This window comes from Thalassospira alkalitolerans (assembly GCF_002115745.1).
GTDB classification, from domain to species: domain Bacteria; phylum Pseudomonadota; class Alphaproteobacteria; order Rhodospirillales; family Thalassospiraceae; genus Thalassospira; species Thalassospira alkalitolerans.
The window spans coordinates 18,612-40,453 of record NZ_JFKB01000007.1 but is presented as its reverse complement, the minus strand read 5'-3'; the positions used below and the strand labels follow the sequence as shown (position 1 = coordinate 40,453).

Genomic DNA, 21,842 nt, shown 5'->3' with positions numbered 1-21,842 from the left:
CGGGCTTATACCTTTCCTGTCATGACATCGCCGCGTTCTGCCAGACGCCACATCTGATCACGGCCCGCGTAATAGGGTTCGGGCCAGTTTTCAGTGCGATTGCCCAGTGCGGCGCTTGCATGCAACGTCCAATAGGGATCGGCAAGATGCGGGCGCGCCAGACAGACAAGATCGGCACGACCGGCCATCAGGATCGAATTGACGTGATCAGGCTCATAGATATTGCCGACCGCCATGGTCGCCATATGGGCCTCGTTGCGGATACGGTCGGAAAACGGCGTCTGGAACATGCGACCATAAACCGGGCGTGCTTCCTTGGTCGTCTGACCGGCGGACACATCACAGATATCAACATCATTGGCCTGAAGCAGACGGGCGATTTCAACCGCGTCTTCGGGGGTGACACCATCATCACCAACCCAATCATTGGCCGAAATACGCACCGACATCGGTTTATGTGACGGCCATGCTGCGCGCATTGCATTAATGACTTCCAACGGATAGCGCATCCGGTTTTCAAGTGACCCGCCATATTCATCACCACGGACATTGCTGACCGGGCTGATAAATGATGACAAAAGATACCCATGCGCGGCATGGACTTCGATCATGTCAAAGCCCGCCCGTTCGGCCATTTTCGCCGCAGCAACAAACTGATCCCGGACCCTGTCCATATCATCGCGCGTCATCGCCTTCGGCGCTTGATTACGATCCGACCACGGAATTTCGGATGCCGACAATAACGGCCAGTTATCGGATTTCAATGGCGCGTCCATTTCTTCCCACCCAAGCTGGGTCGAACCCTTGCGCCCGGAATGTCCAATCTGCGCACAAATTTTGGCGTCAGTTTCCCCGTGTACGAAATCGGTGATGCGTTTCCATGCCGTTTCGTGGGCGGGGTCATAAAACCCGGGACAGCCCGGCGTAATGCGACCATCGGCCGACACACAGGTCATTTCGGTATAAACCAGCCCGGCACCGCCCTTGGCACGTTCGGCGTAATGCACCAAATGCCAATCGGTCGGGCAACCATCCACCGCCTTGTATTGCGCCATTGGCGACACAACAACACGGTTTTTAAGCGTCATATCGCGCAATTTGAACGGCACAAACATCGGATGACGCACCGGTTCATTGGCAGGAAGACCGGCTTGACGCTGAAACCATCCTTCGGCGTCGTTAAGCCATTTGGCATCGCGCAGGCGCAGATTTTCGTGACTGATACGTTGCGATCTGGTCAGCAATGAATAGGTGAACTGCACCGGATCAAAGCGGAAATATCGTTCGATTTCTTCGAACCATTCCATCGAATTGCGGGCGGCTGATTGCAGGCGCAGCACTTCAAGACGACGTTCGTCTTCGTATTTGGCAAAGGCAGACGGCAGATCGGCCTCGGAATGCAGATAGCTTGCCAGTGCAATTGCACTTTCAAGCGCCAATTTGGTGCCCGACCCGATTGAAAAATGCGCAGTCGCCGCCGCATCGCCCATCAAAACGATGTTTTCATGCGACCATGTTTTGCACAAAACACGCGGGAAACTAAGCCATGCGGAACCGCGCACATGATGGGCATTGCTGATCAGCGGATGACCGCCAAGATGATCCTTAAAGATTTCCTCGCAGGTGGCGATGGATTCTTCCTTGGTCATATCGCCAAAACCATAGGCATCCCAGGTTTCTTGCGAACATTCGACGATGAAAGTCGCGGTTTCATCATCAAATTGATAGGCGTGCGCCCAGACCCAGCCCTTGTCGGTTTCTTCAAAAATAAAGGTAAAGGCATCATCGAATTTCTGATGCGTGCCGAGCCAGACAAATTTGCATTTGCGGGTATCAACGTCGGGCTGGAAAGTATCAGAAAACTCGCTGCGCGTTTTGGAATTCAGGCCATCACTGGCAACAACAAGGTCAAATTCCGTGGCGTAGTGAGCAGCACTTTCGGCCTCTGTTTCAAACCGCAGTTCAACACCAAGCTCGCGGGCGCGCTGTTGCAGCAGGATCAAAAGTTGTTTGCGACCGATACCGCAGAAACCATGACCGGTCGAAACCGTCTTTTCGCCGCGATATTGAACGGCAACATCATCCCAATAGGAAAAATGCGCCCGGATTTCTTCGGCACTTTTGGCGTCATTTTCCGCCAAATTGGTCAATGTTTCATCCGACAACACAACGCCCCAGCCGAATGTATCATCGGGCTTGTTGCGTTCGATCACCACGACATCATGCGCGGGATCACGCAATTTCATCGAAATCGCGAAATAAAGCCCCGCAGGACCGCCACCCAGACAAACTACTCTCACCTGCTTTCCCTTTCTTGATGTGTTTGGTTGTTTCGGGAAACTTATGAAACGGTACGCCTCTGAATTATTTATTTCAAGCATAAATATTTTGAGTTTGAAATATCTGTAAATTCACCTAAAGTCCCTCGAATAAACTGTTGAAAAAGCTTTGCAATCCGCCCGTTTTTAAGCAGAGTCCGCATAGATAACATCGCATTCAGGCAAGGAAGGCATTCACCATGATCACCGATTGGGACGACGCATACGCCAATGGCGACCACATTAAAGGTGCCGCTGAATTCCCCGGTATGTGGGTAAAAATGGCGACCGCCTTTCGCGATGAAATGACCGCAACAAACCGCGCGGAAATTGACGTTGCCTATGGCACGGCGGAACGTGAAAAATACGATCTTTTCCTGCCCGAAGGCAGCCCCAAGGGCATCGTCGTGTTTGTGCATGGCGGGTATTGGAAGGCGTTTGATAAATCAACCTGGTCACATCTGGCACGCGGGGCCGTGACCAAGGGATGGGCAGTTTGTTTGCCAAGTTACACCCTGGCACCCGATGCAAGGATTTCCGAAATCACCCGCCAAATCGGCAGTGCAATTGACCATGTTGCCAAACGCATTTCCGGCCCGATCCACCTGACCGGGCATTCGGCAGGCGGGCATTTGGTCAGCCGGATGAATTGCATCAATTCACCGCTATCACCCGGTACACAGGCACGCATTGAAAACACAGTTTCGATCAGCGGCCTGCATGATATGCGCCCGCTTTTAAACACCGCGATGAATGACGTGCTGAAGCTTGACGAAGAAGAAGCGATTGTTGAAAGTGCCGCCCTTCATCGCCCGCATTTGCCCTGTTCGATCACTTGTTGGGTCGGCGCGGATGAACGCCCGGAATTTATCCGCCAGAACGCATTACTGGCGAATATCTGGACCGGGCTTGGCGCATCAACCCGATCCGTCGAAGCACCGGACAAACACCATTTTAATGTGATTGCCGATTTGGCCGATCCGGAATCCGATCTTGTTGCCTGCCTGCTCCATCCGATTGATCCGGAGGACGCATAATGTCGCCAGTCAGTATTGCCATCGAAAACGATATTGCGGTCATCACGATCGACAATCCACCGATTAACGCCACCAGTCATGCCGTGCGCAAGGGGATTTGGGATGCGATTGAACTGATTGACCGCGATGACGCAATCCGGGCCGCGATCCTGACCTGTGCTGGCCGGACCTTTATTGCCGGTGCGGATGTGACCGAATTTGGCAAACCGCCATTGGACCCAATCCTGCCCGATCTGATCATTCGCATGGAACACGCGACAAAGCCGATCATTGCCGCCATTCATGGCACGGCATTGGGTGGCGGACTTGAAGTTGCGCTGGGGTGCCATTACCGGGTTGCGTCGGAGACGGCCAAACTGGGCCTGCCAGAAGTCAATCTTGGTCTGATCCCCGGTGCGGGTGGCACGGTACGATTACCACGTCTGATCCCGGTGGCCGAGGCCATCACCATGATTACCAGTGGCAAACCGATTACAGCCCGCAAGGCGCACGACATCGGCCTTATCGACAAGGTTGCGCAGGATGATTTGCTGAGCACGGCCAAAACGCTTGCCGTGCAGATCAAGGATACCCCCTGCCCGGTGGCCCTTATGAACAGAGCCCCCATCAAGGCCCCGGACGATACCACGTGGGATGGCATTATCACGGATGTTACAAAGAAGGCGCGCGGGCAAGACGCCCCGATTGTTGCGGTGAACACCATCCGGGATTCCGTGACCGGCGACGCCAAAACAGCCCTTGCGACGGAGCGGGAAAATTTTGTTCGGCTGCGCGACAGCGACCAATCCAAGGCGTTGCGTCATATTTTCTTTGCCGAACGGTCGGTTGCCAAGCTGCCAGAGCTTAAGGAGGTTGATCCCCATCCCATTCGAATTGTCGGTGTGATTGGCGGCGGGATTATGGGGGCGAGCATTGCCACCGCCACCCTTTTGGTTGGTTACGCGGTTGTGATGATCGAACGCGATGACGCGGCCTGTGACCGGGGGCTAGAAACGATCAAACACCATCTGAGCGGAAGCCTGAAACGTGGGTTGCTAAACCAAGAGAAGTACGACCGGTTATTGGGCGATTTTATGGGCAGCACGGATTACGCTGCCCTTTCGGATGCCGATCTGGTGATCGAGGCTGTGTTTGAGGATATGAGTGTCAAGCATGACGTGTTTGGGCAGTTGTCCCGGCATTGCAAACCGACGGCCGTTCTGGCGTCGAACACCTCGTATCTGGATATCAACGCGATTGCCGATATGTGCGCCAATCCGGGTCGCGTGATCGGGCTTCATTTCTTTTCGCCAGCACATATCATGAAACTCCTTGAAGTGGTGCGCACCGCCAAGGCAGATGCCAAAAGCCTTGCCACGGCTTTTGCCTTTGCCAAGCGGCTGGGCAAGATTGCGGTACCGACCGGGATTTGCGACGGGTTCATCGGCAACCGGATCATGTCGGCGTACCGGAAACATTGCGAATACATGCTTGAAGACGGTGCCCTGCCCCGCGACATTGACCGGGCAATGGTCGCATTTGGTTTCCCGATGGGGTTGTTTGCCATGCAGGACATGGCGGGGCTTGAAATTTCCTGGGCAACGCGCAAGCGCCTTGCGCCAATGCGCGACCCCAACGAGCGTTATGTCGCCCTTGGCGATTACCTGTGCGAAATGGGCCGATTGGGTAAAAAGAACGGGCTTGGCTGGTATCGTTATGATGCGAACGGCAAAGCAGAAAACGATCCCGTTGTCGATGATCTGGTCATCAGTGAGTCACTGAAAAAGGGCATCACCCGGCGCACATTCACAGACGCGGAAATCATCGAAACCATTCTGCGTGCGATGCAGGCGGAAGGCGACAAGATCCTGTCCGAAGGGATCGCAACCAGCCCGGATGCTATTGATGTTGTGATGATCAATGGATATGGCTTCCCGCGGCACAAAGGCGGCCCGATGTTCATGCGAAAAACCGGTTAAAACAAAACCGCCCGCAAGGATCATAAAATCCTGCAGGCGGTTTTATCGCGTTGATTTGACCTTTATATCACATCAAGAACATATCGACAAAATCACTCCTCAGCCAATGGCAACTTCTTTGCCCGAGGCAAGCGATTCAAGGGCGGCATCCGCCAAAAGAAGGGCCTTCAGGCCATCCGTACCGCTTGGATAATTGCTGGTTTTCCCTGCCACGACATCACAGAAAGTGGTCAGTTCGATGCGATAGGCATCGGCATAGCGTGACATGAAGAAATCCATCAGCGGTTCGGCGGTATAGCCCGAACCGTTGGCCACCGTGACGGAGGTGGTGCGATGATTGCCTGCCTCGACCAGCCCCTTGGAGCCATGGACTTCAATCCGCTGATCATAGCCATAGGTTGCGCGACGTGAATTGGTGATAACCGCCATCCGGCCACTTTTGGTCCGCAGTGTTGCCGCCGCACTATCGACATCACCGGTTGCCTTGATCGCCGGATCGGTCAGAACAGCACCGGTTGCGTAAACCGATACAATTTCCTCGCCCAAAAGGAAGCGCGCCATATCAAGGTCATGGATCATCATATCGCGGAACAGGCCACCGGAACGTTTGATGTAATCAACCGGCGGCGCCGACGGATCGCGCGATGTAATCTGAACCATTTCAACATCGCCGACACTGCCATTATCAATCTCGGCACGCAGACGGGCGAAACTTGGATCAAAACGACGGTTGAAACCAACCATCAAGACCACACCGGTTTCTTCAACCACCTTCAGGCAATCGCGCACACGACCGGCATCAAGATCAACCGGCTTTTCACAGAAAATCGCCTTGCCTGCGCGGGCGGCCAGCTCAATCTGATCTGCATGCAAATCGGTTGGGGTGGCAATGATCACGGCGTGAATATTGTCATCTGCCATGATGTCATCGACCGAGGCACGGGTCGCCCCGGTAAGTGCGATGGCATTTTCGGCTGCGGCATCGATAGGGTCAAAAACCTTGGCGATTTTGGCATTCGGCAAGGCCTGAACGGCTTTGGCATGGGTGATCCCGATACGGCCTGCGCCGAGAAGTCCGATATTAAGCATGTTTGACATCCTGAAAGGACAAGTGTTGCGATATGGGGCTATTTGCTGTCGCGCTGGAAAATCCAGTCATGATCTGGATGGTTCTGGAAGCGCCATTTGCGCATCGGACCAGCCATGACATTCAGGTAGTACATTTCATAACCATAGGGGCTGCCACACGGATGATGGCCCTTGGGCACCAGAACAACATCACCACTTGAAACCGCCATGGTTTCATCAAGTTCGCCGTCTTCGGTAAAGACACGCTGAAATCCGAAACCCTGTTCGGGGTTTAAGCGATGATAATAGGTTTCTTCAAGATAGGTCATGTCGGGATAGTTATCTTCGTCATGACGGTGCGGCGGATAGCTTGACCAATTGCCTTGCGGGGTAAAGACCTCGGTCACGAGCAAACTATCCGCGATATCTTTTTCTTCCATCGCGATGGGATGGATGTAACGGGTATTGGCCCCTTTGCCGCGTTCGACCAGTTCGATATCGGTGATCACCCGGGCAGGATAATTGCCTTTGCCCGGTGCGGTGCAAACTGCAAGCGTACAATTGGTCGTGGCCTTTGCCGTCCAATTTGTATCATTGGGCGCATAGACACAGGCCGGGGGAATGCGTTCAAACACATTCATGCGTTTGCCAAGTTCGCCGAAATTCTGATCCCCCACCGCGACTTCGGCCTTGCCTTCGACAAGGACAAGGATCACTTCACGATCGCCGGTTGGCTCGGCCGCGGTTTCACCGGCCTTAAGGTGATACAGCCCAAACCCGACATAGCCCCAATTGGCATTTTCGGCCGTAATATCATGCACCTTGCCGATGGTGCCGGAAGGTTTTCTGAGCAGATCAGCCATCAGGCGGCTCCTTTATCCAAACCAGATGATTTTGCCATTGCGCGCAAGGATTTCAGACCCAATGACTGATATTCAAACGGGTTGCGAACAGATGGGTCCTGTTCGGCTTCGATCACCAGCCAACCGGAATAACCATGTTCGCCTGCGATTTTCAAAACCGGTTCAAAGACAACACCGCCTTCGGTGTCGCCCGGCACGGTAAAGACGCCACGTCGAACACCTTCCAGAAAGCTCAGCCCTTCATCGCGGACCTGCTTGCTAATGGCAGGACGGACGTTTTTGCAATGAATATGAGCAACCCGGTCCATATAACGGGTGGCAAGTTCTTCGGGATCAGCACCGCCAAACCATGCATGACCAGTATCAAGCAACAAATGCGTTTTCGGGCCGGTATTGGCCATAAATGCATGAATTTCATCCGCCGTTTCGACAATGGTGCCCATGTGATGATGATACACCAGCGTCACACCCTGATCAGCGCAATAGACCGCAATGGCTTCGACATCGGCGCCGAATTTCGCCCATTGGTCAGCAGGCAGAACCGGGCTTTCCGAAAGGGCAGCATTATCGTCGCCGTGGATGGCGTTGCTGGTTTCGCACACGATGCAAACCTTGCAACCCATGGCTTTAAGCAGGTCAAGATGCGGCTGAATAGCTTTTTTCTCGTCCGCGACCGAATGGGTCAGAAGGTTCAGCGAATGCCAGCCCGACACGAATTTAAGGCCATGCGGATCAAGGGCGGCTTTTAAAGCCACCGGACCGGTCGGCATTTTGTGGCCTTTTTCAATCCCGTCAAAACCGATTTTCCCCGCTTCGGACAAGCAAGTTTCAAGCGAGATGTCAGCCCCCAGGGTCTGATCATCGTCATTGGACCAGGCAATCGGATTGGTACCATAAAGGATCATTTTTAATTAATCTCCGGGGCGCTGCGCCTTGAGCGCGGTTTCGTATTTTTTGCGGGCTTCGTTCACCGTCGGGCGAACGGATACTTCTGGCACGGCAACATCCCACCAATTTCCACCGGCATCGGTGCTTGGCAGTGGGTCGGTATCAATGACAATGGCGTATGACCGATCGGCCTTGTGCGCGCGTTCCATCGCGGCCTCAAGCTCGGTCACCGACGATACCTTTTCGGCAATCGCACCCATCGCCCCGGCATGGGCGGTGAAATCAATCGCCGACGGCACGACATGGCGCGCGGTATCGAGAAGGTTATTAAAGCTTTCGCCGCCGGTTGCCATTTGCAGGCGATTGATGCAGCCATAACCACGGTTATCAAGGATCACAGTAATGATCTTGTGACCCAGCATCACACTGGTCGCGAGTTCAGAATTCATCATCATGTAGGAGCCATCACCAACCATCACGACGACGTCGCGATCCGGCTTGGCCATCTTGACACCAAGCCCACCGGCGATCTCGTACCCCATACAGGAAAAGCCATATTCAACATGATAGCCGTTGGGTTTTGAGGCCTTCCACAATTTGTGTAATTCGCCGGGCAATCCGCCCGCCGCACAAACCACAATCGCATTTTCATCGACACTGCGCTGAACCGCACCGATGACCTGTGCATCCGTCGGCAGGTTATTGCCGGTTGGTGTTGCTGTGACACCATCCAACGCCGCCATCCAATCGGATTTCAGCGATGCATCAAAGGCAGGCGCACGATGATCGCCCAGCATTTTGTCAAGTTCAGCCAGCGTTGCCTTGGCATCGCCGGTAACGGCAATCGCGTTATGCTTGGCGGTGTCATAACCGCAGACATTGATCGACAGGATGCGGCGATCCGGGTGTTTGAACAAGGCCCAGCTTCCGGTGGTAAAATCCTGCAACCTTGTGCCAATCGCAATGATCAGATCGGCATCTTCAGCAATCGCGTTGGCACTGCTGGCCCCCGTTACACCGATAGAGCCAAGGTTAAGATTATCATCCCATGGCAAGGCAGATTTACCGGCCTGTGTTTCACCCACAGGGATATTATGACGATGAGCGAATTTGGCCAGATCATCACAGGCATCGGCGTAATGTACCCCGCCCCCGGCAATGATCATCGGCTGTTTTGCGGCGCGGATGGCAGCCACCGCATCCGCCAACTGATCAAGATCGGCACGCGGACGGGGTGTTTTCCAAACCTTGGACGCAAAGAAGCTTTCGGGCCAGTCAAAGGCCTCTGCCTGCACATCCTGACAGAAGGCAAGCGTGACCGGGCCACAATCGGCGGCATCGGTCAAGGTTGCCATCGCGCGCGGTAATGCGGTTAAAAGCTGTTCGGGGCGCATGATGCGATCGAAATACCGGCTGACCGGTTTAAAGCAATCATTGGCCGATATCGTGCCATCACCAAAGTCCTCGACCTGTTGCAAAACCGGATCAGGGGCACGGTTGGCAAAGATATCACCGGGCACGAACAAAACCGGCAAGCGATTGACATGCGCCAAGGCCGCCGCCGTGACCATATTGGTTGCCCCCGGGCCGATAGAGGTCGTTACCGTCATCGCGCGTTTGCGATTGGATGCCTTGGCATAGGCGATGGCGGCATGCGCCATGCCCTGTTCGTTATGACCACGCCAGGTCGGGAAATCATCCCCCGCACCATGTAATGCCTCGCCAATTCCCGCGACATTGCCATGACCAAAGATGGCCCAGCATCCACCAAAGAACGGCACGACGTCTTCATTTTGCTGTTGGCTCAGATACCGCACCATGGCTTGGGCGGCGGTTAGTCGAACGGTTTTCATGCCGCTCCTCCCGCTTTTTGGCGCGCCGCATCCCATGTGGTGCAAAGCGTGCGATATTTTTCGGCCATTTTTGCAACGGCTGTTTCATCGTCGATGTTACCGGCAAACCAGTCACGTGCAACCCCGACAAATATCGTTCGGCCAACGGCAAAGCCTTTGACCATGTCATGCTTTGCCGCGACCTCGAAACTGGCAACCAGTTCTGCTTCGGGGGCTTCAAGGCCCAGAACAACAATGCCACGGCAATAGGGATCATGGCGCGAAATCGCGTCACAGGCATGACGCCAAGCCGCGTCTGTTTTCATCGGTTCCAGCTTCCACCAATCAGGATAAACCCCGATTTCATAGAACCGTTCGATAATCTTGGCCGTTGTATGATCGTCACATTCGGCGACTTTGGACGGGATAACTTCCAGCAGGAATTCAAGCCGGTTGGCCCGTGCGCCATCGGCAAGGCGCAGGATGGTTTCTTCCTGTGCCGCCTTCATCGCCACGTCATCATCGGGATGATAGAAACACAGGACCTTAACGACATGCTCGACCGGCCATTCGGCAAGCTTGCTGCCGATATCGGGGCCGATTTCAAGTTGCAGCGGGCGCGATCCCGGAAGTTCAACCGGGCGTCCGATCCACAACCCCGAACCGGCAGCAGCATAAAGTGCATCCCGCCCCAAACGCGGATCACATAAAATGCCATAGCCCGGTTTGCCCCCGGAAACTTCGGTTGCCGCCGCAAGGCAAAGCTTCTTGAACGGTCCGACCCGATCACGTGACACACCAACCTCGTCGGCAAGATCTTCAAGCTGCATACGATGATCAAATGCGAAAACGCGCATTTTCGGCCAATCGCCAATTCGGTTGGTTGACCAGTGGATCTGTTCAAGCTCGGCATCATGGCGCAGTGACGGATTTTTTATGCCGCGATCAAAGAAGAATTGCAGTTCTTCCCAACTGGGGTAAGCCGGTGTGCAGCCATGGCGCGATACGGCAAAGGCCCCGCAGGCATTGGCATATTTAAGCGATATTTGCCAATCCTGATCGGTCAACCACCCCTTAAGCAGGCCGGACATAAAGCCATCCCCGGCACCAAGCACATTAAAAACCTCGACCGGGAAACCAGGCCCGGAAATACCGTCATCAAGATTAGCACCGATATCACCGGTAAAGGCCACCGCCCCCATCGGCCCGCGCTTGCAGACCAATGTTGCCAACGAAACCGCCCGCACATTTTCAAGTGCTTGTAGGGTATCGGTTGTGCCTCCGGCAATGTGGAATTCTTCTTCTGTGCCGACGATCAAATCGAACAAATGCAGGGTTGCTTGTAGTTCCTTGGTGACCTTTTCCGATGCAATGAAACGGTTTTCACCGTCCCCATGACCAGACAATCCCCAAAGGTTTGGACGGTAATCGATATCAAGCGCGGTTTTCGCCCCATTTTCACGCGCCAAACGTAATGCTTTAAGCACGGCTGCACGGGTCCGCGGATGGGAAAGATGCGTGCCTGTCACCGTCACACAACGCGCATCCGCAACAAAATTCGGATCAATATCGTCTTCACACAGGGCCATATCGGCACAGTTTTCGCGATAGAAAATCAACGGAAACTGTTCCTGATCACGTACCCCCAAAAGGACAAGCGCGGTCAGTCGATCCGGATCGGTAATCACACCCCGAACGTCAACACCCTCGGCGATCAGTTGTTCGCGAATGAAACGTCCCATATGTTCATCACCGACCCGCGTAATCAGGGCCGATTTCAATCCAAGTCGCGCCGTCCCGCACGCCATATTGGTCGGTGATCCGCCGATATATTTATTAAACGATGCCATATCTTCAAGCCGGCCGCCGATCTGCGCGCCATACAGATCAACCGATGATCTTCCGATGGTAATGACATCAATCGTCTTCATCAGATCGTCCCCCCAAGGGATCCTTCAAGTTCGGCAAGCTCCTGCCCGCCGGCCATCAGATCCTGCAATTCTTCGGGGCTGATTTCACCGCGATTGGCCGTACCATGGGTTTGGCCCCGGTTCAAAACGGTAAAACGATCCCCGACCGCCATGGCATGGCGCACGTTATGGGTGATAAAAATCACCCCGATCCCGGTTTTGCGCACCCGATCAATCGTCGCCAAAACGTTCGATGTCTGACGCACACCAAGGGCGGAAGTCGGTTCATCCAAAATCAGGACCTTGGCCCCGAAATAGACCGCACGTGCAATTGCAACCGTCTGGCGTTCCCCGCCCGAAAGGGTGCCGACCGCCTGCTCGGGTTCGCGCAGATTGATGCCCATACGTGCCATTTCATCAAGCGTCACGGTGTTGGCTTGTTTGAAATCGATCCATTTGAACGGACCAAAGCTTTTGCGCGGTTCACGGCCCATCCAGAAATTGCGGGTCACCGACATCAGCGGGATCATCGCCAGATCCTGATAAACTGTGGCAATACCGGCTTCCATGGCATCGCGCGGACTGTCAAACGCAATTTCGGTGCCGCTAACCTTCATCGTGCCTTTTGACGGTTTGTGAACACCCGACATGGTTTTGATAAAGGTCGATTTACCCGCACCATTATCGCCCAAAAGACAATGACATTCACCTTCGCGCACATCGAACGACACCCCGCCCAGCGCAATCACCGGACCAAAATGCTTTTCGATATTGTTCATTTCAATCAATGGTGTGGTCATTACCGTTCTCCCGTGATCATGCGGCGGATATAGGTATTCATGATAACAGCCAGGATCAGAATGGTGCCAAGGAACACACGGAACAACGAACTTTCAGCCCCGGCAAAAAACAGGCCCTGTTGAACCACGCCAAAGATCAGCGCGCCAAGTGCAGCACCTATGACCGATCCGTAACCACCGGTCAAAAGCGCGCCGCCGATTACCACACAGATGATGGCTTCGAATTCTTTTAAAAGACCACGGTCTGCTGCGGCCGAGCCAAATTCCATCACCTGACAGGTGGCAAAGACCGTCGCGCAAAAGGCGGTAAACATGAACATCAGGATTTTGACCCGGTTAACCGGCACCCCGACATAGCGCGCAGCCTGCGCATCCCCGCCCGAGGCAAATATCCAGTTCCCGAACCGGGTTTTGGTCAAAAGCCAATGTCCAAAGATCACCAGCGCCAAGGCCCATACGACCAGCATTGGTACTCCTTCGACAACCGGCTGACCGATACGCGAACCGCGCGTAAAGGCATCGATCCAGCCCATATCGGCAAACCACTGGAACAGGTCTTTGAAAATCACCCCGCCGAAAAGAAAGGCCAGCGGATCACCAATAGCCGCTTCCTTGACCCCGCCGATGATGGTCTGGCGCGTGGTCATAACCGATAGCCAGATTGTCAACCCGCGCAGGATATAAAGAAAGGCCAGTGTCACGATAAAGCTGGGCAAGCCGGTCTTGATCACAAGAAAACCGTTAAGGGCACCAAGGGCCACACACACCACAAAGGCCGCAATAATCGACAGCCAGACCGGCCAGCCCATATGGACCGACAGGATGGCAATCACCACACCGGCAAAGCCGATCATGGAACCAACCGACAAATCAAATTCACCGGCAATCATCAGAAGGCAGGCACCCACCGCAATGATGGCAAACTGGGCAGAAACCACCCCCCAGTTCTGGATCCCTTCGGGCGAGAACATGCCGCTGTCGCCCGCGATCATGAAGAAGAAAACAAAGACCAGGATCGTACCGCAAATCGCGCCCAGTTCCGGCCGTATCATGGCACGTCGAAGGGTTGAGACTTGCTTGAGGCGCTCGTCCGTCATGACATCACTCTTTATATTTAGCAGGTAGATTTTGTCAGGGGGCAGCATCAGATGCCTGCCCCCTGACGGGAGGAATGCTTAACGGAATTCGCCAGCGTATTTTTCAACAAGCGCAATATTGTCCTTGGTAATGAAACCGGGACCGGAATTGATGTTCCCAGATGGCAGAACACCATAACGCGCATAATTGGTCAGGATCACGACCGGCAGATAGCCCTGCAGATAAGGCTGCTGATCGATGGCAAAGTTGATTTCGCCTTTTTTGATCGCATCGGCAATTTCACCGGAAAGATCAAAGGTGCCAAACATGATTTCACCGGCAAGACCGGCATCACGCACAGCAGCAAGGGTCGGATGGGCCGAATTCGGGCCCAGGGTCAGGATCGCATCAACATCCTTATGTGTCTTCAGATAGGCCGCGACCTTGTTCTTCACTTCCGACGGATCCATGCCGCTATCGATCATCTGGCTGCCAAGTTCGACACCAAGTGCATCGGCAAAGCCACGGCAACGTTCAACCGATGCCGGATTGGTGATGTAGTGATTTACACAGACAAAGGATTTTGCACCGGCCGCAGCCGCACGTTTGCCCGCACCAAAACCGGCGTCATATTCCGGCTGACCAACATGCATCAGCGCGCCAAGTTCAACCGATTGTTCGACCGTGCCGGAATTGATCGTGATCACCGGAATACCGCGATCAACCGCATCCATGATCGGGCCTTTAAGGACGTTGAAATCCGCGATGGTCACGATGATACCATCCGGGTTGGTCGCGGCGGTCTGTTCAACGATACGGGCCATATCGGCCAGATCACCGGTCGACGGATTGCGGTAATCAACCGTGACATCCATCTGGTCACCAGCAATCTTGATCGCATTTTTGATCGTGTTCCACCAGCTGTCTGAATCCGGTGCGTGGCTGATCAGAACGAATTTTTCGCCTTCTGCAGATGCGGTGCCGGTCAATCCGGCAAAAGCAATGGCAGCGGCCGCAATTGCGGTCAAAGTCTTCTTCATCGTTAGCCTCCCTAGTGGCTTTGAAACGGGCCGCATTTTACGCCCCGTTGCGTCAACTGATATTTCAGTGAGCGGTCCGGGCCGTGATTTTTTAAAACCTCACGTTGCCGGGCCTCGTTACGGGGATGCGAGATCCCCGAAATCGATGAATAGAATTTTTATTCCATTATTTTATTTATGCAACAAATTTTTTCTATTCATCCATCTGATCCCGTTTGGCACCAATGGCCACAGCCAATGAAATTGCCAGCGAAAGCGTGGCAGACAACGCCCTGAAGGCCCCGACATCGACTTCGGAAACAGCAAGTGTCAGCGCATCAATCCGGCGCAACGGGCTTGTCATCGTATCGGTAATCGCGACGACCGAATTACCGAGTCCCCGTGCATAAGCCGCCAGATCAATGGTTTCCTGTGAATAGGGCGAGAACGTAATCGCAATCATGACATCGCCCTTTCGGATCGCATGACGCGGGTTAAGTTTGCCCACGCCGTCATGCAGAACCGCCGGAATATCCATTTTTTCAAAGGCATATGACAGATAGCTTGCGACAGGGAAGGCACGCCGAAAGCCAACAACATGGATCATTGGGGCCGCGGCCAGAACATTAACAGCCTGTTCAAGCGACACGGCATCAATCGACGATGCCAGATTTTCCAGCGACAACCGCCCGGCCTCGACAAATTCGGCCAAAAGCGCACTGGGGCTATCGGCACCGCTGGCCCGCAAATTTTCAAGCCGCGTGGCATAATCCGGCCATTTCTGGGCATAGGTTTCGCGAAACATCTTTTGCATTTCGGAAAAGCCGGAAAAGCCCAGAAGCTGACAAAATCGCATGAAGGCTGATGGCTGTACGCCCGCTCCGATTGACAGCTCTGCCACAGTTGAAACGGCGATACGATCCGTGTTTTGTGCAACGAATTCGGCACATTGGCGCAACCGTTTTGGCATTGCTTCCGAGATTTCAGCAAGGCGATGATTGAATTCTTCAAGCGAGACCGGGGCCGTTTGCTCTGTCATGGCGTATTTTATTCCTGTTTTTGTTTTTTCTTGACGCTCATAGCGTTCCATGACCATCCATTTTATAGAATAAAAATTCTATTTTGATATCAGCGAGGAGTCCAGATAAATGGGATCAATCGGAATTGGCCTGATCGGCACCGGTTTCATGGGTAAGGCACATGCTCTTGCATTTGGCGCCGTCCGTGCGGTAATGGGCGATGTACCAGATATACGTCTGGAAATATTATGCGATACGCCAACCGACAAGGCATCCGATATGGCGTCCCAATTCGGCTTTGCACGCGCCACCGATGACTGGAAGACGCTGATTTCGGACCCGAAAGTTGATATCGTTTCGATCACCACCCCCAATATGCTGCATTTCGATATGGCATTGGCCGCGATTGCGGCAGGCAAACATGTTTACTGTGAAAAGCCACTGTCCCTGACCCTTGATCAGGCACATAAAATGCGCGATGCAGCGCGCAAGGCCGGTGTCAAAACCATGGTCGGGTATAATTACATCAAAAACCCGGCCTTTACCCATGCCTGCAAATTGATCTGCGACGGTGCCATCGGCGATATCGTGCATTTCCGCGGCTGGGTCGATGAAGATTATCAGGCCAACCCGGAACTGCCCTGGACCTGGCGCAGCACAATTGCCGATGCCGGGCTGGGCGCACTTGGCGATCTTGGATGTCATCTGGTGTCAATGGCCTATGGCCTTGTCGGGCCAATCGACAGTTTGATTGCCGACATGCAAACAATCCATGATACCCGCCCGCTTGCCGATGGTTCAGGCCGGGCAAAGGTGGAAAACGAAGATACCGCCACCGCATTGGTCCGCTTTGCCAATGGTGTTCAGGGCAGCCTTTCAACATCGCGCTCAGCCTGGGGTCGCAAGAACCGACTGGCGTGGGAAGTCCACGGCACCAAAGGTATGCTGTGCTTCGATCAGGAACGACTGAATGAATTGCAGCTTTATCGCAATGACGGCCCGACCGGCAAACAGGGCTTCACAACCATTCTGACCGGTCCGGAACACCCGCCCTATGGCAATTTCTGCCCGGCACCGGGACATCAGCTTGGCTTTAATGATCTTAAGGTGATCGAAGCTGCCGCATTTCTGCGCGCCATCCGCGACAATCACGCGGCCTATCCAAGTTTCGATGATGCGTTTGAGTTCGAAAAAGTCATTCATGCCATCGCGATATCGGCGCGTGAAGAACGGCGTGTTCGGGTCGGGGAACTGTAAATATCGCAGTTTGGGTTGCTGACTTGTTGCGAATCCGCCACAAAAGGAACCGGCACCACACCAGAATAACATCATACTGTTGCAGGGAACGGCTGTGTCCGGGTTTCATTGGTCACGCAATCAACGTCTTAGCCTCGTCGCCCGATATACATTTTTATCGGTCGGTGTGGTTGTTTGTGCCCTGATTGCCCTAAGCTTTCTCTATCAGCGTTTTTCAAATGAACTGATTGATCGGCTGACAGGTGAACGGTTAAGTGCGCAGGTTGCTGCGACATCAAACAAACTTTCGGCTTTTCTTGATTCGCGTATCTACCAGTTAGTAACCCTGTCAAACCACCCGGCACTTCCGGCGTTTATTGATGCACCTGACTCACCACAAGCCGATGAAGCCCTGACGCTTTTGAGGGTCGAAGCAGATTCTCCCGACCTCTATGGCGTGTTGTTTTTTGACTGGCAAGACCGGCTTGATCGTCTTGTCGCCGGTCAGGCGGCTTCCGGCCCGCCCTATTGGTCCAAAACCGACTGGGATATTAGCAGCCTGCCACGCGTCACCCACGAAGGGGTCGAATTTATTGGTCCCCAATTGCCCGAAAATGGCAATTCCGGCTGGCTTTTAATGCGCCAGCAAATCCGTGATTCGGGACTTGGCCAGAATGTTTCAGTCGCACTGCATGTCCGTCTGTCATCCCTGACAGAACTTCTGGCAAGTGCCGGTGTTGCCGGGGTGATCGAACCGCTGCTGCGCACACCGGGCGGTGCGGTTCTCGACCCGTCAGGTCGCCCCGCCGAGGTTACCGGCGAACTGGTTGAAGGACCAAGCATCCTTCCGGGCTGGAACATTGTCATGAGCGTTCACCCTGGCACCATTCTGCAACCGATTGATGAAACGCGCCTGTGGCTTTATGCCGCTGCCATTCTGATTATTGCGGTGATCCTTGCCATATTCTTTGCCCTGTCGCGCAGCCTGCGCCGACGGGTTGACACCCTTGTTCAAGGCGCCAACAGCATCGCATCAGGTGACCTTTATTACCGCCTGCCCGAAGGCCGAAGACGTGATGAAATCAGCATCGTCGCCAAAGCCTTCAACACAATGGCATGGCAGTTAAAGGAATTGATCGATCGCACGGTTCGCGCTGAAAAGCTTGCCGTGCTTGGCCAATTTGCCACCGGGGTTGCCCACGAAGTCCGCAACCCGCTTGCCACAATGAAAACGACGGTTCAGGCCCTGACCCGTCGTGAAAAAGACGAAGAACGCAGAACGCTTCTTGACGATATGGGGACCCAGATTGATCGACTGTCGCGTGTGGTCAATGATCTGTTATCATATGGGCGCCCTGGCGAGGCCGCACCGCAACCAACAGCCATCCGCGAATTATTCCGGCAAACATCCCTGTTACTTGAACCTGTTGCTGCCGAAGCAAATGTGCGATTTTTCACAAGCGGTGATTCCCGTCTCAACATCTATGTTGATCCCGAGCAGATATTCCAAATTCTGCTTAACCTCGGAATCAATGCTGTGCAGGCGTGCGATGCGGGCGGCACGGTCAACTTGCGGGCCGAGGATCATGGCAAAACGGTCGAAATTCGCGTAACCGATGATGGTTGTGGTATTCCGCGCGAGCATTTACTTGACGTAACCCAGCCATTTTTTACGATGAAAAGCAAAGGCACCGGATTGGGATTAACAATCAGTCAGCAATTGGTTGAAGCCAATCACGGTATGATCAACATCGAAAGCGCCCCGCAAGAGGGCACGACGATAATATTGACGTTCCCGGCAACAGAACCGGGAAACAGTCGGGAGGAAACATCAGGAAATGTCAAAGAGGATCAGCATACTGATCGTCGACGATGAAGAATCTTTCGTCCGATCACTAAGCTTTGCGTTACGCACAGAAGGAATGGACGTCACCGGTGTACATTCCGGCGAAGACGCCTTTCTTGTCGTGCGCAAACAGCAATTCGATATCATTTTGCTGGACCTTCGTTTGCCCGGCGCGGACGGCATGGAAGTACTTGCCAGCATCCAGAAACTTGATATCAGCATCCCGGTCATCATGATTTCGGCACATGGCGATACACGCGCCGCCGTTCACGCCGTCAAAAACGGTGCGGCGGATTATCTTAGCAAACCGTTTGAACTTGATGAACTGATCCACACCATCAAGACCACGCTGGATCAAAGCCAGGTTGCGCTTGAACTTGATTATCATCGCCGTCGTGACGTTGTCCCGACCAACGGTCTGATCGGCGAATGTGCCGCCATGAGCGCATTACGCACAACCATTGACCGGGTCGCCCAAAGCAGTGCAAGCCGCATTTTACTTCTTGGTGAATCAGGCACCGGCAAAGCACTGGTCGCGCGCGCCATTCACAGCCAAAGCCCCCGTAAAGACCGCGCCTTTGTCGAAGTCAACTGTGCAGCATTGCCCGAACAACTGATTGAATCCGAATTATTTGGTGCTGAAAAAGGATCCTATACCGGCGCGCATCAAAAACGCACCGGTCTGGTCCGGCTTGCCGATGGCGGTACCTTGTTCCTGGATGAAATTGGCGAATTACCCCTCGCTCTTCAGGCCAAGTTTTTGCACTTTCTGGAAAATGGTGACTATCGCCCGGTGGGCGCAGAACGATCTGCATCGGCCGATGTGCGCGTGATTACCGCGACCAACCGCGACCTTGCCGAACAAGTTCGTCTTGGTCATTTTCGTGAAGACCTGTTTTATCGTTTGAATGTCATTACCATCGACATCCCGGCCCTGCGGGAACGCGGCGAAGATATCTTAAGCCTTGTCACCCATTTCGCGGATCGACAGGCACAGGCCGAAGGTTGCCACCCGATCCAGTTTGACACCGAAACACGGGAAATATTGCACGCCCATCAGTGGCGCGGCAATGTGCGTGAACTGAAAAACCTGATCGAACGCCTGACAATCCTCTATCCGGGCAAGACAATCTCTGCCGACTTGCTGCCAGGTGAATTTCACCATCAGGATGACGTACACCAGACGAATGAAATAAATCGTTCGACAAGCCCCCCACACCCCCAGCTACAAGATCGTCTTGATGTGACCGAACGCCACATTGTGCAGGATGCACTTGAACAGGCGGATGGTCACAAAGGACGTGCGGCAGAAATTCTTGGCATTTCGCGCCATGCTCTGAAACGACGTTTGCAGCGGCTTGGCTTGCAGTAACGACCCTTTGACTTTGCAAGACCTGAAACCCGGGTGAGCGAAAACCGCTCATCCGGGTTTTCCATTTGGAGCGACAACCGCTCCACACGGCGATCAACCTGATGCGCTAAAAACACCCTGAAACGCGAAAAACCGCGTCCTGACTGACTTCCAACCAGATTGCCCTGAACTGGCACAGCCTTTGCGGAATAGCTCGACAAAGGTACAAACACGAATGGAACAACCATTCGTAGGGAGGAAAGTCATGGAGATGCGATATCGCCCGGTTTCCGGGTGCATCACCATCATTGCAGCAACGTTGATCCTGTTGACAGGCAAACCTGCACAGGCAGAACGTTTTGAACTCGGCGCGACGCCCGCAGAGGCGGACGCGGTCGTAGGCTGTTTGTACCCGATGACCGGCAGATCGGCGACTTATGGCCGTGACAGCATTGTCGGCATCCAGATTGCGCTTGATGACCTTGCTGCCGAAGCCGCAACCGGTCTTCCTGCCCCCAAATTGCGCATCATTGCCGACGATCCACGGTCAAAGGCATCCTATGCCGTGCGTCTGGCGCAGGACTTCATCACCAATGACAAGGTCCGGTTCTTTTGTGGCATTGTTTCATCCGGTGTGGCCCACGCGGTCAGTGATCTTGCCCTGCGCGAAAAAATCATCATGGTCGGTACCGATCATGCATCATCACGGCTAAGCATCGAAGCCGGGCATGAATATTATTTCCGTGTCACCAATGACAGCTGGACCTCGATGGCGGCAGGTGCGCGGTACCTGCGTGACCTGCAAAAAGAAACCGGCTGGCGCAAACTGGCTTTTATTGGCCCGGATTATGATTACGGCCATGTTTCCTGGTCCGACCTTCAACTGGCACTCAACGAACTGGGTGTTGAATATGAAAGCGTCGGGGAACTGTGGCCAAAACTGTATGAGCCGGACTATTCGATTTATATCAACGCCCTTCAATCCGCAAAGGCCGACATCGTTGTCACCGCACTGTGGGGGGGGGATTTCATTGCCTTTATCAAACAGGCCGCAACCACCCGTTTCTTTGAAACCACTCGGCTGGCCAATTTTGATACCGGGGCAAATTACGATGTGATGATGGCGCTGGGCGATCAACCTTATCCGGGGCTGATCCTGTCGGCACGCCACCATAACAACTGGCCCGATACCGGACGCAACAAACGATTTGTCACCCAGTTTCATGAAATGACCGGCCGCTATCCGACCTATGCCGCCGAAGGCGCATATACCGGCATCATGGCGATTGCACGTGCGATTGAAAAAGCAGGCAGCGCAGACGATGACCGCGCCTTGATCAAGGCACTCGAAGGATTGCAACTTGCCCTGCCCGAAGATCCGCCGGGTTTTGCATCCTATATCGATCCAGACACCCACCAGATTGTCCAGGCGCAAGCCGTGGGCACCGTCGTCCATAACGAAGATTTTCCGCCGTCAAAATTGATGGTTGGAAATTGGGCGATCTATGACGCCGAAGACCTCAAACCATCAAAAAAGATGGTCAAACTCCGCCGCGATGCTGTGGCGGGCGGGTCAGAGGCTGTTCCACCACCAACACCATAAACCTTTCCTAGGGAGGA

General features: G+C 53.9%; 16 protein-coding genes. 6 read left to right on the top strand and 10 right to left on the bottom strand.

Annotated features, from left to right (window positions below):
- Nucleotides 1-5 precede the first annotated feature (5 nt).
- Nucleotides 6-2,300, bottom strand: a complete 2,295-nt coding sequence (locus tag TALK_RS11335) for a bifunctional salicylyl-CoA 5-hydroxylase/oxidoreductase (RefSeq protein WP_085618912.1) — start codon at nt 2,298-2,300, stop codon at nt 6-8.
- 218 nt (nt 2,301-2,518) lie between these two features.
- Here TALK_RS11335 and TALK_RS11330 point away from each other — a divergent pair, with 218 nt between their 5' ends.
- Entirely contained in the window at nt 2,519-3,355 is an 837-nt protein-coding gene (locus TALK_RS11330; protein ID WP_085618910.1) for an alpha/beta hydrolase, read from the top strand.
- Nucleotides 3,355-5,313 carry a 3-hydroxyacyl-CoA dehydrogenase NAD-binding domain-containing protein gene (locus TALK_RS11325; RefSeq protein WP_085618909.1) on the top strand — a complete coding sequence of 653 codons (1,959 nt, stop codon included), beginning with the start codon at nt 3,355-3,357 and terminating at the stop codon, nt 5,311-5,313. The genes TALK_RS11330 and TALK_RS11325 overlap by 1 nt, the downstream gene beginning before the upstream one ends.
- A 99-nt stretch (nt 5,314-5,412) precedes the next feature.
- Here TALK_RS11325 and iolG read toward each other — a convergent pair whose 3' ends face one another.
- The 9 genes from iolG to TALK_RS11280 form a co-directional block, all read right to left on the bottom strand.
- The gene (gene iolG, locus TALK_RS11320) at nt 5,413-6,402 is read right to left on the bottom strand and encodes an inositol 2-dehydrogenase (protein WP_085618907.1); all 990 of its coding nucleotides are present in this window, start codon (nt 6,400-6,402) and stop codon (nt 5,413-5,415) included.
- A 38-nt stretch (nt 6,403-6,440) separates the two neighbouring features.
- Complete coding sequence (iolB, locus tag TALK_RS11315; RefSeq protein ID WP_085618905.1) at nt 6,441-7,244, bottom strand: 5-deoxy-glucuronate isomerase; 804 nt, start codon at nt 7,242-7,244, stop codon at nt 6,441-6,443.
- A complete protein-coding gene (gene iolE, locus TALK_RS11310; RefSeq protein WP_085618903.1) occupies nt 7,244-8,149 on the bottom strand; it encodes a myo-inosose-2 dehydratase in 906 nt (301 codons plus the stop codon). Before iolE ends, iolB begins: the two co-directional genes overlap by 1 nt.
- Before the next feature lie 6 nt (nt 8,150-8,155).
- Nucleotides 8,156-9,985 (bottom strand): 3D-(3,5/4)-trihydroxycyclohexane-1,2-dione acylhydrolase (decyclizing), encoded by a 1,830-nt coding sequence (iolD, locus tag TALK_RS11305; RefSeq protein ID WP_085618901.1) that lies wholly within the window; start codon nt 9,983-9,985, stop codon nt 8,156-8,158.
- Nucleotides 9,982-11,895: a bifunctional 5-dehydro-2-deoxygluconokinase/5-dehydro-2-deoxyphosphogluconate aldolase gene (locus TALK_RS11300; RefSeq protein ID WP_085618899.1), complete on the bottom strand. Its 1,914-nt coding sequence runs from the start codon at nt 11,893-11,895 to the stop codon at nt 9,982-9,984. The genes iolD and TALK_RS11300 overlap by 4 nt, the downstream gene beginning before the upstream one ends.
- Nucleotides 11,895-12,674, bottom strand: a complete 780-nt coding sequence (locus tag TALK_RS11295) for an ATP-binding cassette domain-containing protein (protein WP_085618897.1) — start codon at nt 12,672-12,674, stop codon at nt 11,895-11,897. Before TALK_RS11295 ends, TALK_RS11300 begins: the two co-directional genes overlap by 1 nt.
- Nucleotides 12,674-13,771, bottom strand: coding sequence for an ABC transporter permease (locus TALK_RS11290; RefSeq protein ID WP_085618895.1), 1,098 nt, complete (start codon nt 13,769-13,771; stop codon nt 12,674-12,676). Before TALK_RS11290 ends, TALK_RS11295 begins: the two co-directional genes overlap by 1 nt.
- Nucleotides 13,772-13,849: 78 nt before the next feature.
- The gene (locus TALK_RS11285; protein ID WP_085618893.1) at nt 13,850-14,791 is read right to left on the bottom strand and encodes a sugar ABC transporter substrate-binding protein; all 942 of its coding nucleotides are present in this window, start codon (nt 14,789-14,791) and stop codon (nt 13,850-13,852) included.
- Nucleotides 14,792-14,984: 193 nt separating this feature from the next.
- Nucleotides 14,985-15,809 carry a MurR/RpiR family transcriptional regulator gene (locus TALK_RS11280; protein WP_085618891.1) on the bottom strand — a complete coding sequence of 275 codons (825 nt, stop codon included), beginning with the start codon at nt 15,807-15,809 and terminating at the stop codon, nt 14,985-14,987.
- Nucleotides 15,810-15,918: 109 nt separating this feature from the next.
- Here TALK_RS11280 and TALK_RS11275 point away from each other — a divergent pair, with 109 nt between their 5' ends.
- From TALK_RS11275 to TALK_RS11260, 4 genes are all read left to right on the top strand, one after another.
- Nucleotides 15,919-17,046 (top strand): Gfo/Idh/MocA family protein, encoded by a 1,128-nt coding sequence (locus TALK_RS11275; protein ID WP_085618890.1) that lies wholly within the window; start codon nt 15,919-15,921, stop codon nt 17,044-17,046.
- Between the two features lie 94 nt (nt 17,047-17,140).
- Nucleotides 17,141-18,901 carry a sensor histidine kinase gene (locus TALK_RS11270; RefSeq protein WP_085618888.1) on the top strand — a complete coding sequence of 587 codons (1,761 nt, stop codon included), beginning with the start codon at nt 17,141-17,143 and terminating at the stop codon, nt 18,899-18,901.
- Nucleotides 18,864-20,243: a sigma-54-dependent transcriptional regulator gene (locus tag TALK_RS11265; protein ID WP_085618886.1), complete on the top strand. Its 1,380-nt coding sequence runs from the start codon at nt 18,864-18,866 to the stop codon at nt 20,241-20,243. The genes TALK_RS11270 and TALK_RS11265 overlap by 38 nt, the downstream gene beginning before the upstream one ends.
- A 244-nt stretch (nt 20,244-20,487) precedes the next feature.
- Nucleotides 20,488-21,825, top strand: a complete 1,338-nt coding sequence (locus TALK_RS11260; protein WP_085618884.1) for an ABC transporter substrate-binding protein — start codon at nt 20,488-20,490, stop codon at nt 21,823-21,825.
- The last annotated feature ends 17 nt before the right edge of the window (nt 21,826-21,842 follow it).